Annotated in this window: 9 protein-coding genes; all 9 read right to left on the reverse strand. The window is 56.6% G+C overall.

What is annotated here, in order from left to right; all coding sequences use genetic code 11:
* Positions 1 to 397: 397 nt before the first annotated feature.
* The 9 genes from OKC28_RS15305 to OKC28_RS15345 all read right to left on the reverse strand — a co-directional run bounded on the left by OKC28_RS15305 (position 398) and on the right by OKC28_RS15345 (position 14084).
* Complete coding sequence (locus OKC28_RS15305; protein WP_021138728.1) at positions 398 to 934, reverse strand: cell division protein ZapC; 537 nt, start codon at positions 932 to 934, stop codon at positions 398 to 400.
* An 87-nt stretch (positions 935 to 1021) separates the two neighbouring features.
* Positions 1022 to 2032: a quinone-dependent dihydroorotate dehydrogenase gene (gene pyrD, locus OKC28_RS15310; RefSeq protein WP_005315654.1), complete on the reverse strand. Its 1011-nt coding sequence runs from the start codon at positions 2030 to 2032 to the stop codon at positions 1022 to 1024.
* Positions 2033 to 2078: 46 nt separating this feature from the next.
* Positions 2079 to 6920, reverse strand: coding sequence for an NAD-glutamate dehydrogenase (locus OKC28_RS15315; RefSeq protein WP_021138727.1), 4842 nt, complete (start codon positions 6918 to 6920; stop codon positions 2079 to 2081).
* A 278-nt stretch (positions 6921 to 7198) separates the two neighbouring features.
* Positions 7199 to 7420 (reverse strand): DUF2835 domain-containing protein, encoded by a 222-nt coding sequence (locus tag OKC28_RS15320; RefSeq protein ID WP_005315647.1) that lies wholly within the window; start codon positions 7418 to 7420, stop codon positions 7199 to 7201.
* A gap of 113 nt (positions 7421 to 7533) precedes the next feature.
* Positions 7534 to 10158, reverse strand: coding sequence for an aminopeptidase N (gene pepN / locus OKC28_RS15325; protein ID WP_021138726.1), 2625 nt, complete (start codon positions 10156 to 10158; stop codon positions 7534 to 7536).
* A 136-nt stretch (positions 10159 to 10294) separates the two neighbouring features.
* Positions 10295 to 12310: a carboxy terminal-processing peptidase gene (gene prc, locus OKC28_RS15330; RefSeq protein ID WP_021138725.1), complete on the reverse strand. Its 2016-nt coding sequence runs from the start codon at positions 12308 to 12310 to the stop codon at positions 10295 to 10297.
* An 8-nt stretch (positions 12311 to 12318) separates the two neighbouring features.
* On the reverse strand, positions 12319 to 12951 hold the full coding sequence (gene proQ, locus OKC28_RS15335) for an RNA chaperone ProQ (RefSeq protein ID WP_017412180.1): 633 nt from the start codon (positions 12949 to 12951) through the stop codon (positions 12319 to 12321).
* A 106-nt stretch (positions 12952 to 13057) separates the two neighbouring features.
* Positions 13058 to 13516 carry a GAF domain-containing protein gene (locus OKC28_RS15340; protein ID WP_005315627.1) on the reverse strand — a complete coding sequence of 153 codons (459 nt, stop codon included), beginning with the start codon at positions 13514 to 13516 and terminating at the stop codon, positions 13058 to 13060.
* Between the two features lie 109 nt (positions 13517 to 13625).
* Entirely contained in the window at positions 13626 to 14084 is a 459-nt protein-coding gene (locus OKC28_RS15345) for a hypothetical protein (RefSeq protein ID WP_021138724.1), read from the reverse strand.
* Positions 14085 to 14142 lie beyond the last annotated feature (58 nt).

Raw genomic sequence — 14142 nt, forward strand, 5'->3', positions numbered from 1 at the left:
CGACAGAGCAAGTCCTTTCTGTAACCCCGTGTTTTGCCCTCCCGTTATCGTCCGTAAACCGGGAGGGTTATTTTTTTTGGGCGCAGCCTGGCGATAGCCTATTTATGCCGGACTGTCATATCTATCAGGTTTCAGAAGAAACAATTCCCTCTAACATGACCCGGCTGTTGAAACAAACCATCCATTCCTTCTGTCGTGTGTGTTTTACGCCCTCTTATCATGTTTGGTAGGAGGGCTTTTTTGTGGGCATAACATGAGAGGCAAAAAGTACTATGGCGCGACAGAAAAGGGGCTATTCACCAAATAGGAGGGGCATTGAGGAGCAACAACAAAGGGGCAAAAAATATCGGACGAACAAAACCAGACTAAATATTGAGCATATTTGCTTGGATGGGTATCAGCTCACCTGACGATATTGTGTCTGGGTTGCAACTCTGGCGGTCATGCGGTTGTTCATCACCTTGATCACACCAAAGCGCGGCAGGATCTTGCTGGTTGTCAGTATCAGATCCTCGGTCAGATTGAGGCACACGCTGGCCTGTTCACCTGCTTCGATCACCATGAACTCCCCCTTGCCATGAGGTGTATTCATGCACACCAAGGATCCGGTTTCAGGAATAATAAAGGGGTGGACCTCACCAAAGAACCAGCTTTGTGGCATCAGTGGTTTATAAAAGCGACTGACAGCGATGGCATTGAGTACCAGCTGGACCTGATGTGGCGTACTCCAGTCGAGTTCGACAGCCTTGTCCATCAATTGATAATAGAGGGCGGCATCATCCACACAAAAAGGCTGAGTGGTGAAGGAGCTGGGCACCAATTGTCGCCCTTTATATTCAGTAGCGAATATCATGCGATCGGATAAATCCAGCATCAGACGATCATCATGAGCATCATAATGCCACTGCCAATTGTCATTGGGTTGGATACACATGGGGGTGCCCTTACTGAAAGTCGTTACTCGACTTTATTCCATGTCGAGAATTTCAGCAACTTTAAATAAAGGGCACCCGTTTATTTCTTAAATATGAGTCACAATTTCTTTGACCAGACTCGGGCCCTTATAAATAAAGCCGCTATAAATCTGGACCAGACTGGCACCCGCAGCGAGCTTCTCCCGCGCAGCCATGGCGCTGTCGATACCCCCTACCCCTATGATGGGCAGTGCACCGTCCAGAGCCTTGGCCAGCTGGCGAATAACCTCTGTGCTCTTGTGCTGCAACGGACGCCCACTGAGGCCACCGGCTTCACCGGCATGGGGCATGTCATAGATCATCTCCCGATCCAGGGTGGTATTGGTGGCAATAACGCCATCGATCCCGTTTTTGATCAAGGATGCAGCGACCTGATTAATTTCATCCAGACTCAAGTCCGGTGCAATTTTAACGGCGAGCGGCACGTACTTTTTATATTGGGCGGCCAGCTCTTGCTGACGCACTTTGAGGGCTGCGAGCAACTCATCGAGGGCATCACCGTATTGCAGCGAACGCAGGCCCGGAGTGTTGGGGGAAGAGATATTGACGGCAATATAGCCGGCATGATCATAGACCTTGTCCATGCAGATCAGATAATCGTCTTTGCCCTGCTCTATGGGAGTGTCCTTGTTCTTGCCGATATTGATGCCGATGACGCCCTGGTATTTGGCTTTCTTGACCTGCGCCACCAGATGATCGACACCCTTGTTGTTGAATCCCATGCGGTTGATGATCCCCTCTGCCGGAATAACCCGGAACAGACGGGGCTTGTCATTGCCACTCTGGGGTTTGGGGGTGACGGTACCGACTTCTATAAAGCCAAACCCCATGGCCCCAAATGCATCGATGCACTCCCCGTCTTTATCCAGCCCGGCTGCCAATCCGACCGGATTGGCAAAATAAAGCCCCATGACAGTGACGGGGCGTTTGGGCAATGAATGGCGGAAGAAACAATCAAGTGGCGTACCGAGAAGGCGGGGCAAATATTTGATGGAGAGATCGTGTGCCTGTTCGGGATTGAACTTGAACAAGAAATGCCTGGCGAGGGGGTACAACATTTTTGCTCCTTAAAAAAGCCCCGGCAACTGGCCGGGGCTTTCGGGGTTATGCCGAGGTTCGGCAATTCAACTGGAGCAGGTTCAACTCTCGCAAGGCCACCGAGAACTTGGCGAACTCGTGGGTACTCGTGGTCTTGAAGTCGGCCAACATATGGGTCCAACGGGACAAGAGTTGCTCATGCTCCGAAATCCAGTCGGCCAGTATGGTAGCGCATTCTCCCTGCTCTTTGCACCCTTCCAGTACCACAGATGTGAGACTGCGTTGCTGCCAGTCCAGATCTTCACGGAACGATGCCCGTGCCATTGCCTGCCAGTGGTTGCCCACCGGCTGATGGTTGATCTGCTCAAGGAACCAGTGCAGATCCAGCTTGGCACCGAGACGATAGTAGACATTGGCGGCACGCAGTATGTCGGTCTTGTGCTCAGCGGCAATCTGCGCCAGATCCAGGCTGGAGAAGAGGCTGCTCATGTGGGCCACCTGACGGGCGATGGACTCGGGCACTTGTCTGGCCACCAGGGCTGCCACGGCCTGGCTGTGCTCTACCACTTCACTCTCGTCCATCACCTCATAGAGGTGCGAGCCCAGGGTCTCGAACGCCGGGCGGAAGAAAGCGATGTTCTCAGCGATGCTCCAGCTGCGATTGCGGGCACGCAGGAACCAGCGAGTAGCACGACGCACAATGCGGCGGCTGTAGAACATCAGCTCGAGCTGGGTCTGGGCATCCACCAGGTTGTCACACCCTTCGATGTCACGCCACAGGGCCCCCAGGCCAAACACCTCACGGGCCATGGCGAAGCAGCAAGCCACTTCCGCCACGGAGGCACCGGTCTCGTCCTTCATCCGGCTGGCGAAGTTGAGCCCCATGTCGTTGACCAGCATGTTGGCCACCCGGGTCGCAATGATTTCGCCACGCAGCGGGTGCTGGGCAAGCGCTGCACCAAACTGCTGCTGCAACTTGGCCGGGAAGCTGGTGACCAGCATGTTGGCCAGGAAAGGCTCCTCGGTGATCTCAGGGCAGTTGAGCTGCTCCTTGAGCACCATCTTGCCATAAGCCACCAGCACCGCCAGCTCGGGACGGGTCAACCCCTGCCCTGCCGCCATCCGCTCGGACAGCTCCTCATCGGATGGCAGGAACTCCAGCCCCCGATCCAGCTTGCCTTCGCGCTCCAGCCCCTGGATGAAACGTTGCTGCTCTTTCAGTTGCTCGGTGCCACGGAAACTGGTGACCGAGATGGACTGGGACTGGCGGTAGGCGTTGGTAATGACAATTTGTGCCACATCGTCGGTCATCTCATACAGTATCTGGTTACGCTGCTTGAGGGTCATATCACCGGCAGCCACCAGCTGGTTGAGCAGGATCTTGATGTTGACCTCGTTGTCAGAGCAATCCACCCCGCCCACGTTGTCGGTGAAGTCGGTGTTGATGCGCCCACCCTGGCTGGCGTATTCCACCCGACCTAGCTGGGTAAAGCCCAGGTTGCCACCCTCGCCGACGATGCGAGCACGCAGGTCGCGACCATTGACCCGCAGTACATCATTGCTGCGATCCCCCACTTCGGCGTCGCTCTCGCGGGCGCTCTTCACATAGGTGCCGATACCGCCGTTCCAGAGCAGGTCCACATTCAGACAGAGCAGCGCCTTGATCAGCTCGTTCGGGGCCATGCTGGCCTTGTCAGTACCAAGCAGTGTCTGGATCTGCGGGCTCAGCTTGATGGACTTGGCCGAGCGCAGGAAGATGCCCCCCCCTGCCGAGATGAGGTCACGGTTGTAGTCATCCCAGCTGGAGCCAGGCAGTTCGAACAGGCGCTTGCGTTCGACGAAGCTCTTGGCTGCATCTGGGGTCGGGTCGATGAAGATGTGCATGTGGTTGAACGCACCCACCAACTGGGTGTGCTCGGAGAGCAGCATGCCGTTGCCGAACACGTCGCCGGCCATGTCACCCACCCCTACGCAGGTGAAGTCGGTGGTCTGGCAATTGATGCCGATTTCACGGAAGTGACGCTTGACCGATTCCCAGGCACCACGGGCCGTGATCCCCATCTTCTTGTGGTCATAACCGACCGAGCCGCCGGAGGCGAAGGCATCGCCCAGCCAGTGGCCATACTCCTGGCTTATCTCGTTGGCGATGTCGGAGAAGGTGGCCGTCCCCTTGTCAGCCGCCACCACCAGGTAGTAGTCATCCTCGTCGTGACGCACCACTGATTTGGGCGGGATCACCTCGCCCTGAATTATGTTGTCGGTCACATCCAGCAGACCGCGGATAAACAGGCGATAGCAGGCCTTGCCCTCTTCCTGGATAAGGGCGCGGGCTGCCCCCACCGGCATCTGCTTGCAGTAGAAGCCGCCCTTGGCGCCCACCGGCACTATGACGGTGTTCTTCACCTGCTGTGCCTTGACCAGACCCAGCACCTCGGTGCGGAAATCTTCCTTGCGATCGGACCAGCGCAGGCCACCACGAGCCACCTTGCCCCAGCGCAGATGCACCCCTTCCACCCGCGGCGAGTAGACGAAGATCTCGAATTTGGGCAGCGGCAACGGCATGTCGGTAATGCTGGCCGGTGCCAGCTTGAAGGAGATATAGGGCTTGATCTGCCCAGCCTTGTCCAGCTGGTAGTAGTTGGTGCGCAGGGTGGCGTCGATCATCTCCACAAAGCGGCGGATGATGCGATCGTCGTCCAGGTTCGCGACCTGATCCAGTTTGGCTGCCAGTTGATCATGGAGCTTGGCCTGTACCTTGCCATCTTGCTTGCCGGCAGGATCGAGGCGCTGCTCGAACAGGGTAAACAGCAGTTGGGCGATGTCAGGATAACGGGTAAGCGTCTCTTCGATATAGGACTGGCTGAAGGAGACACCGGTCTGGCGCATGTATTTTGCGTAGGCACGCAGCACAGAAACCTGACGACCCGTGAGGCCAGCCCCCAGTACCAGACGGTTGAAGCCGTCATCTTCCAGCCCCTTGTTCCAGACGGCGGCGAAGGCTTCCTGGAAGCGCTGCTGGCTCTGCTCCAGATCAAAGGGCTGTTCACCGCGCAGCAACATGGAGAAGTCGAGGATCCAGAATATATCCCCTGAAGGGGTACGCACCTGATACGGGGTCTCACCGATCACCCGCAGCCCCATGTTTTCCAGCATGGGCAGTACATCGGAGAGGTGAATGGGCTCGGTGCGATGGAACAGCTTGAGGCGAACCCGGCGATCGTTCTCTTCTTCCTGAGCGCGGTAAAACAGCATGCCCAGCGGTTCGGCTTCGCTCAGATTGTCCAGCGCCATGATGTCGGCCACGGCAGATCCCGGCAGCACATCTTCCTTGTAGGCACGGGGGAAGGCGCTGCTGAAACGGCCACGCAAGGCATTGCCGCGGGCCTCGCCATAATGGGAGAGCAGCACGGAGTCGAGTCGGTCGTCCCAGCTGCGGGCCGCTTCAATCAGGTTGTTCTGTACTTCGTTCACGTCCACATCCACGTTGTTATTGTTGACCCGCACTATGTATTGGGTCCGCGCCAGCACACCTTCGGAGAAGTAGACGTTGAACTCCACCTCTTCGCTGCTGCCGAAATATTTCTGCAAAATCTGCTGGGTCTTGACTCGCAGCGCCGTGTTGTAGCGCTCCTTGGTGACATAGACCATACAGGAGAAGAAACGACCGTAGACGTCGCGGCGCACAAACAAGCGCAACATGTCCCGCTCCTGCATCTCCAGCACACCGAGACCGGTGGCCAGCAGCTCCTCTTCACGAGCCTGGATCAGCTCGTCGCGGGGATAGGTTTCCAGCACGTTGAGCAGCGCCTTGTAGGCGTGTGACCCCTTCTCATGACCGGAGGAGGCCATGATGCGTTCCAGCCGGTGGCTGATAAGCGGGATCTGGGTAGCACTGGTGTTGTAGATGGAAGAAGCATAGAGACCGATGAAACGATCTTCCCCTACTACCTTGCCGTGCTCGTCAAAGCGCTTGATGCCGATGTAATCCACATAGGCAGGGCGGTGGACGCGGGACTTGCTGTTGGACTTGGTGAGGATAAGCAGATCGGAGCTCAACGCAGCATGGCGGGCGCTGGCCGGCATATTGCCAAGGCGCTGCCCCTCATCCTTGATGGAGTTCTTCATCAGGCCCAGGCTGGATTCCGGCAGCGGCAGTATCTCGTGATCGCCCTCCACCGCCTTGACGTCATAGCGGCGATATCCCATCAGGGTGAAGTTGTGGGCAGCGACCCACTTGAGGAAAGCCACACAGGAGTTGACCTCCTCCTTGCTGACCGGGTTCTTGCGCTTGGGCAGCTCGTCGATGATCTCGTTCAGGCGACCCAGCATGGGTTGCCAGTCCCCCACCGCCAGTGCCACTTCCCCGGCAACCGAGTTGAGCTCGGCAGCCAGCGCATCCATCTGCTCATCACCGGTCAGGTGATCGATCTCGATGAGGAAGGCGGTTTCGACCGAAGTTTGTCCGGCCGTATTGTCGAGATCCAGAATGGCGCTGATCTTGCCTTCGTTGCCACGAATAAGGTGCAGCGGCTGGTGCAGCATCATGTGCGCCGTGATGTTCAGACGCTTGAGTGCCATCCGGATGGAGTCCACCAGGAAGGGAGAATCCTGCAGTATGATCTCGACTATGGTGTGGGGAGACTGCCAACCGTGGCGGGTCAGCTCGGGGTTGTAGACCCGGATGTAGGGTTGTGTGCTGGTACGCTGGTTGAGCGCATTCCACAGGCTGAGCGCGGCGCCGTAGAGATCGCTGTCATTGCGATCGTGCAGATCGGTGCTGGCCATGTTGCCATAGAACTTGGCAACGAAGCATTCGACCAGGGAGGCACTCTTCTTGGGCAACTTCTGATGGATCAGGCTGAGAACGTTTTCGAGCAGAACTGAGGTAGGGGCGTCTTTCAATGCCATTGCTATATTCCTTATCGGACGACATGAACCACCGACGGAAAGACATCCACCCTGGATGCCCACCGGTACAGAGTTGCTGCGAAGTGTAATGTCTTGGATCAAGGAAGGCGAGCAAAGGTGATAACGACTTGTTAAAAACAAGGGGCAGATCACGGCTTGAGCTGTGAAATATTTTGCCAATTCGGCAAAAAACAGAAAATCCCACTGGGTGATTACGGATTTACCGGATAGATAGTGACTGAAAGCAGATAATTACTCGGGATCCTGTTCGAATTTTGTTAACTTATGCGTTCCAGGCTGATAAAGCGATAATCATCCTGTGTTTTCAGCCGAAAATAGCCGTATACCCCACTGATAGTGACAAATGGCCGGATTTTTTCCAAGGCCAGCTCTATGGTGAGCCCCTGTTCGGTACGTACCACCAGCCGCCTGGCGTGCCCCTGATACATCAACAGTATGTCATCGCTACTGAGTGACAGCCGAAAGGTAAACTGCTTCAACACTGACTCCTTCTCGATAGCGCCCGACCATGATGCGGTCACTGCGGCGCCTTGCTCGATGGTGTTTTCAACAAAAAGGGCAGGAGAGCCAGGCTCCCCTGCCCCGTCAACACTTACTGCTGTAGCGCCTTGCTCACCTTCTCGAACAGATCCCGTGCCAGTCCGTCCAGGTTGAACAGCCGGAGCAGCTCTACGCGGATCAGGGCCTTGCGCCCTTCATCCAGTCGCTTGAACTGAATGAGCGGTGTGATGAGGCGAGAAGCAACCTGGGGATTGACCTCGTTGAGCTCGATGAGGATATCGGTCAGGAAACGGTAACCACTGCCATCGATGGCATGGAACTGCACCTGGTTGCTCATGGCAAAACTGCCGATCAGTGCTCGCAGCCGGTTCGGGTTGCGAATGCTGAAGGTGGGATGGGCCATCGCATGACGAACCTCACTGAGGACATCGGTCGCCGGTTTGCTGCCCACCAGTCGCAGCCAGTTGTCCAGTACCAGCCCATCCCTGGCCCATTTGCCTTCAAAATCGGCCAGCAGTTCGGAACGGCACGGCAGCAGATAGCCGTTGGCCACCTGCAACGCCGCCAGGGTATCGGTCATGTTGTCGGCATTGGCATATTGCTGGCGCACCAGCGCATCAGCGTGCGCGGCATCCAGTGCCGCCAGATAACCGAGCACAACCCCTTTGAGCGCACGCTTGGCCATGTCGGCATGCACCACCTGATAGCCTTGTAGTTGCAGGCTCGCATAGGTGGTTGCCAATCGAGCGCCGAACGCTGCAGCAAGACGAGCATGAATAGCATCCCGCACCTGATGGATGGCATCGATATCAGCCACCTCGAACAGTTCGGCCAGGGTAGCTTCCCCCGGCAGGGCAAGGATCTCGGCCTTGAGTGCCGGATCCAGCGAGGCGTCGTCCAGGATGGCGACAAAGGCTGCCAGCAGGGTCTCGGAGACGTCGACTCCCTGCCCGTGCTGCACCTGCACAACCCCTTCCATCACCGCCTTGTTGATCAACATCTGGGCCGCATCCCAACGGGCAAATTCGTTACGGGCGTGGCGCATCAGGAAGGCCAGAGCCTCGTCGCTGTAGTCATAGTGCAGCTTGACCGGCGCACTGAAGTCCCGCAACAAAGAGGGAACCGGCTTGACTGGCACCTTATCGAAGATAAAGGTCTGCTCTGCTTCGAGCACGTCGAGCACCTGGCCTATTTCCTTACCCTGATATTGCAGCGGGATGACGGCGCCATTTTGGTCATACAGCTCGATGTCGAAGGGGATGTGCAGCGGCAGTTTCTGCGGCTGATCCTGAGTCGGCGGCGTGTGCTGGCTCACATGCAGGCGATAGACGCCGCTGGCAGCATCGTACTCATCGGTCACTGTCAGCTCAGGGGTGCCGGACTGGCTGTACCAGCGGCGGAACCGACCGAGATCTCGGCCTCCGGCATCTTCCATCGCCTGCACGAAATCATCACAGGTCACCGCCTGACCGTCAAAGCGCTCGAAATAGAAGCGCATACCCGCCTGGAAATTGTCTTCTCCCAGCAGGGTATGCAGCATGCGGATCACTTCCGACCCTTTCTCGTAGACGGTCAGGGTGTAGAAGTTGTTCATCTCGATCACCACATCCGGGCGGATGGGGTGGGCCATGGGGCCGGCATCTTCGGCAAACTGCGGACCGCGCACGGTACGCACATTGTTGATGCGGTTGACACCACGGGATCCCAGATCGGAAGAAAACTCCTGATCCCGGAACACCGTCAGCCCCTCTTTGAGGCTGAGCTGGAACCAGTCGCGGCAAGTGACCCGGTTGCCGGTCCAGTTATGGAAGTATTCGTGACCTATGACCCGCTCGATACCGTGGTAATCGCTGTCGGTGGCGGTGGCCGGGTTGGCCAGCACGAACTTGGAGTTGAAGACGTTTAGCCCCTTGTTCTCCATGGCGCCCATGTTGAAGAAGTCCACCGCGACGATCATATAGATGTCGAGGTCGTACTCGAGGCCAAAGCGCTGCTCGTCCCAGCGCATGGAGTTGATCAGGCTCTCCATGGCGAAACCTGCTCTGTCCAGGTTGCCCTTGTCAACGAAGATCTCGAGGGCTACCTTGCGGCCGCTTTTGGTAGTGTAGTGGCTGCGTTCCACATCGAAGTCACCGGCCACCAGGGCAAACAGGTAGCTCGGCTTTGGGAAGGGATCCTGCCACTGCACGAAGTGGCGACCGCCATCCAGCTCACCGCTGTCGACCTTGTTGCCGTTGGAAAGCAGGAAGGGATACTTGGCCTTGTCGGCAGTGATCCTTGTGCTGTAACGGGCCAGTATGTCGGGGCGGTCCAGATAATAGGTGATGCGGCGAAAACCTTCGGCCTCGCACTGGGTGCAGTAGGCATCACCTGACTTGTAGAGTCCTTCCAGTGCCGTGTTGGCGGCAGGATCCAGCAGGGTAACTATGGTCAGCACACATTCGGCAGGCAGGTTGAACAGGGTCAGGGTATTCTCCCCCTGTTCGTACTCTTGATAAGGCACGCCATCCACGCTGACACTGTGCAGGGAGAGCCCCTCACCATCCAGTACCAGCGGCTCATTATGTTCACCGTTACGGCGCAGACGGGAGATGGCGGTGACCTGGGTCAGCGGCTCCTGCAGTTGAAAGTCCAGATCGATACTGTCGATCCAGTAGAGCGGAGCCTTATAATCCTGGCGATATTTGGCCGTCATGGCCTGGGAATGATCGGTCATTATTGTTTGCTTCCACGCTTGTAATTGACGTGTCAGAGGCTGTCACAACCGGTTGGCAGGGTCAAATAGTTTGCATTCAGCCAAAAGAAAGGGCGACCTGAGCCGCCCTTGTGTACCTGTTATTGCCAAGCCAACGTCAGCCTTGTTTGCTGAGTTTGGCCAGATCCGCCGTGATATTGGCCGCTTCGATCAGATACTCGTCGGGGGCTTCAAAATCAGCCGGCAATTCGTCGAGACTCTTCACCGCAGGTTTGCCAAGGCGTGCCAGACGTTCATTGGTGCGCAACAGCGCCTTCTCGTCCTGCTTGGCCTGCTCTGCCAGACGTTCCGCCTCATTGAGGGAGACAGACTTCTTGTCCTGCTCCACCTTGTAGTCGGCGATGTCCTGCATCACATAGGCAAACTCGGGATCCTTGGCGATCCGTGCCTCGTGGGCCGTTTTCAGCTTGGGCAAAAGGCTGGCAAAGTTACCGAGTTTTTCGTAACTGGCCGAGGCAATCTTGTCCCAGGGCAAGGCGTTGAACTCGCGACTTTCACCCGTCTCATCCGGTGCTACCGCAGTGGGGAAACCGATGTCGGGAGCGACGCCCTTGTTCTGGGTGCTGCCACCGTTGATCCGGTAGAACTTGGCAATGGTGTATTGCACGTGACCCAGGGGCTGCTCGTAGAAGTCATAGACCTTGGCGAGGCTGCGATGCTGCTGCACTGTGCCTTTGCCAAACGAGTTTTCGCCGAGGATCAGGGCGCGACCATAATCCTGCATGGCAGCGGCAAAGATCTCGGATGCAGACGCGCTGTACCTGTCGATCATCACCGACATGGGGCCACCGTAATAGATGTTGCCATCGTCATCGCCATTGACCGTGATACGGCCCATGTGATCACGAATTTGCACCACGGGCCCGCCAGCAAAGAAGAGACCGCTCAGGGCAGAGGCTTCGGTCAACGCACCGCCGCCGTTGCCGCGCAGATCGACGATCAGGCCTTCGATCTTCTGCTTGTTGAGGCTGGAGATCTCCTTGATCACGTCATCGTGCAGGTTGACGTAGAAACTCGGGATTTCGAGCACCCCAATTTTCTTGCCTTCCGCTGTGATCACTTTGGACTTGGCGGCCCTGTCTTCCAGGCGCACCTTGTCGCGGGTCAGCTCGATCTGCTCGGTCTTGACGCCGGCGCCCTTGCCGCGCTGGATCTCCAGCTTGACCTTGCTGCCTTTGGGTCCCTTGATAAGCTCGACCACGTCATCAAGACGCCAGCCAATCACATCGACAATCTTGCCATCGTCCTGCCCTACCCCGGTGATCTTGTCATCGGGTTTGAGGTGGTTGGACTTGGCAGCCGGGCCACCCGGCACCAGGGAGCGAATGACGGTAAAGTCATCCTCTGCCTGCAACACGGCTCCGATGCCTTCCAGCGAGAGGTTCATCTCGGTATTGAAGCGATCGGCGCTGCGCGGGGAGAGATAACTGGTGTGCGGTTCGATGGCACGGGCGAAGGAGTTCATGAAGAGCTGGAACACATCCTCGCTCTCGGTCTGGGACATCCGCTTGATGGCGTTGTTGTAACGCTTGCCAAGCAGCTCCTTGATCTCGGGCCACTCCTTGCCGCTGAGCTTGAGGCTCAGGGCATCGAACTTGACCCGCTGGCGCCACAACTCGTTGAGTTCGCCTTCATCTTTGGGCCAAGCCGCCCCTTCCCGATCAAAGAGGTAATTGTCGGGCTGGGTAAAATCGAAAGGGGTATCGAGCAGTTTGAGGGCGTATTCGAACCGCTCATAGCGCCGCTGCTGACTCAGATTGAACATCTCGTAAGCAGGCGCCAGCCGTCCTCTTTCGAGATCGGTGTCAAAGCCGTTACGGTACTTTTCAAAGCGGCTGATATCAGAGGCCAAAAACAGGTTTCGGCTGTAGTCCAGATTCTCCAGATACTTGTCGTAAATCACGGAGGAAAAGGCATCGTCCAGCTTGAACTGCTTGTAATGCGAGCGGGTAAACAGATTGGCAATTCGCTTGCTAGCCGTAGCATGTTGGCTCTCTTGAGCCAACACAGGCAAATCACTTTCCTTGAGCACCGGCTCGATGGCCTGTGCAAGCCCGGCAAGCGCCAGGCTACAGGCAACGAGGGAAAAACGAATTACGCCATGCTTCAACATTTGTCTCCTTAGAGAACCAGATGCTCAAATTTGACCCGCAGCATCATGCCGGTCTGCAGTTGGACCTGAACGTCATCCTTGGTCACTTCCTTGATGGTCGCCGGCACCGGAGACTTGCCCAGCACGACCCTGACACCCTGATCCACTTTCAGATTGGCGGCATCGACCTTCACCAGAGGCGCATCGGCAACGACTGCCTTGGGTGCGGCCTTTGGCTTGTCAGATTTGGCGGCAGCATCGGCCTTGCGCGGGGCAGGACGACGGGGCTGCTTGGCCTTCTCTTCTTTATTGTTGGTGCGACGGCTGGCAAAGACACGCTCTTTGCTCTCTTTCAGCGCTTGCTTGGCGTGCTCGATGTGCTCTTCGGTGAGCAGCTCGCCCGGGTTGCCGTCCAGATCGACACGGGCCTGGCCGGCTTTGAGGCCATGCAGGTAACGCCAGCTGGAGGTGTATTGACGCAGTGCAGAGCGCAGCATGGTCTTGGAGACTCTGGCATCGTCAGCGAGACGCTCGGCCAAATCCTGGAAGATGCCAATCTTGAGCGGCTTGGCCTCTCCTTCAGCGATGAAGCAGGCCGGGAACTTCTCGACCAGGTAGGCAACGATCTCTTTACTGTTCTTCAGCTTTTCAGTGTTTTCCATGTATAACCTTGGCTTTCATATAAACGCGCGGGTACGCCCGAGCACAACACAACAAAGGCCCCATTATAGAGAGCTTGGGGCCTTTTGCGAACCATCTAGCAATGACTTAGAGCATGCTTTCCAATATTTGCACCGTTTCTTCGAGTCCAATCCGGTCTTTCTCATCAAAACGGTTAAAAATTGGACTGTCGATATCGAGTACGCCGATGATCTCGCCACCACGGCGCACCGGGATCACGATTTCGGCATTGCTGGCACCATCGCAAGCGATATGCCCTTCAAATTGATGCACATCGTCAATGAGCTGGGTTTTACCCTCAGCAACCGCAGTGCCGCATACCCCACGCCCGACCGGAATACGCACGCAGGCCGGTTTGCCCTGGAAGGGCCCGAGTACCAGAGTATCTCCCTGCAACAGGTAGAAACCCACCCAGTTGATGTCGGTCAGCTCCAGTGCCAGCAAGGCGGAGAGATTGGCCAGATTGGCAATGAGGTCCGGTTCCCCTTCCAGCAGCGCCTGCGCTTGCTGGTTGAGTCCGCGATAAAATGCTTGTTTTTCAATCATGATTAAATGAACTTCACTCCTTGATAATCTGTGCAAGGTAACGCCCTGCCTGAAAATTTCAAATCAATTTTCACTTCAACCCCATCCTCTTCTTATTAAAGAAGAGGATTTAGCGGGCAACCGAGAGCGCCAGCTGCTGGCGCTGGCCATTGCTCCACTCGATATTGAGCAGCCAGACCATCATCGCCGAGGTACAGGATCCCACCATGGTCGTCCCCTGCCAGCCAGTGCCTGTGGACTCGAAACTGAGCGGTATGGTGCCCATGAACATGTCCCGCCCCTCCAGCCAGGCTTTTACCGGTTTGATCTCCGGATCCCCGCCCTGAAGCAGTATCATGAAGTCATGTTCGGCCTGTACCGGCAGCGACGCAATACTGACGGTCAAGGGTTTGTCACCCAGAACCGTGCTGCATGAGGTGTGAGACAGATCGCAGATTTGATCTTTTTCTGATCCCGCCACCTGGGCCTGCCCCCCGCCAAACCAGGTTCGATAGGCAACCAATCCGAGCAAAATAGCCAGGACGATCGCCAAGTGCACAATTTTGCGTGAAGTGAGTCTCTCTTTCATGAAAAAACAACCTTTTAAGATGCCTGAAAAATGACATTTCGTGATCTCGCGCAAGGTA

It is taken from the genome of Aeromonas sp. D3 (assembly GCF_027705025.1).
Lineage (GTDB): Bacteria > Pseudomonadota > Gammaproteobacteria > Enterobacterales > Aeromonadaceae > Aeromonas > Aeromonas salmonicida.

Bases quoted from the DNA above. Each gene is read 5' to 3' on its own strand.
- proQ (WP_017412180.1), bottom strand. From the start codon at position 12,951: ATGGAAAACACTGAAAAGCTGAAGAACAGTAAAGAGATCGTTGCCTAC.
- OKC28_RS15340 (WP_005315627.1), bottom strand. From the start codon at position 13,516: ATGATTGAAAAACAAGCATTTTATCGCGGACTCAACCAGCAAGCGCAG.
- OKC28_RS15315 (WP_021138727.1), bottom strand. From the start codon at position 6,920: ATGGCATTGAAAGACGCCCCTACCTCAGTTCTGCTCGAAAACGTTCTC.
- prc (WP_021138725.1), bottom strand. From the start codon at position 12,310: ATGTTGAAGCATGGCGTAATTCGTTTTTCCCTCGTTGCCTGTAGCCTG.
- pyrD (WP_005315654.1), bottom strand. From the start codon at position 2,032: ATGTTGTACCCCCTCGCCAGGCATTTCTTGTTCAAGTTCAATCCCGAA.
- OKC28_RS15345 (WP_021138724.1), bottom strand. From the start codon at position 14,084: ATGAAAGAGAGACTCACTTCACGCAAAATTGTGCACTTGGCGATCGTC.
- pepN (WP_021138726.1), bottom strand. From the start codon at position 10,158: ATGACCGATCATTCCCAGGCCATGACGGCCAAATATCGCCAGGATTAT.
- OKC28_RS15305 (WP_021138728.1), bottom strand. From the start codon at position 934: ATGTGTATCCAACCCAATGACAATTGGCAGTGGCATTATGATGCTCAT.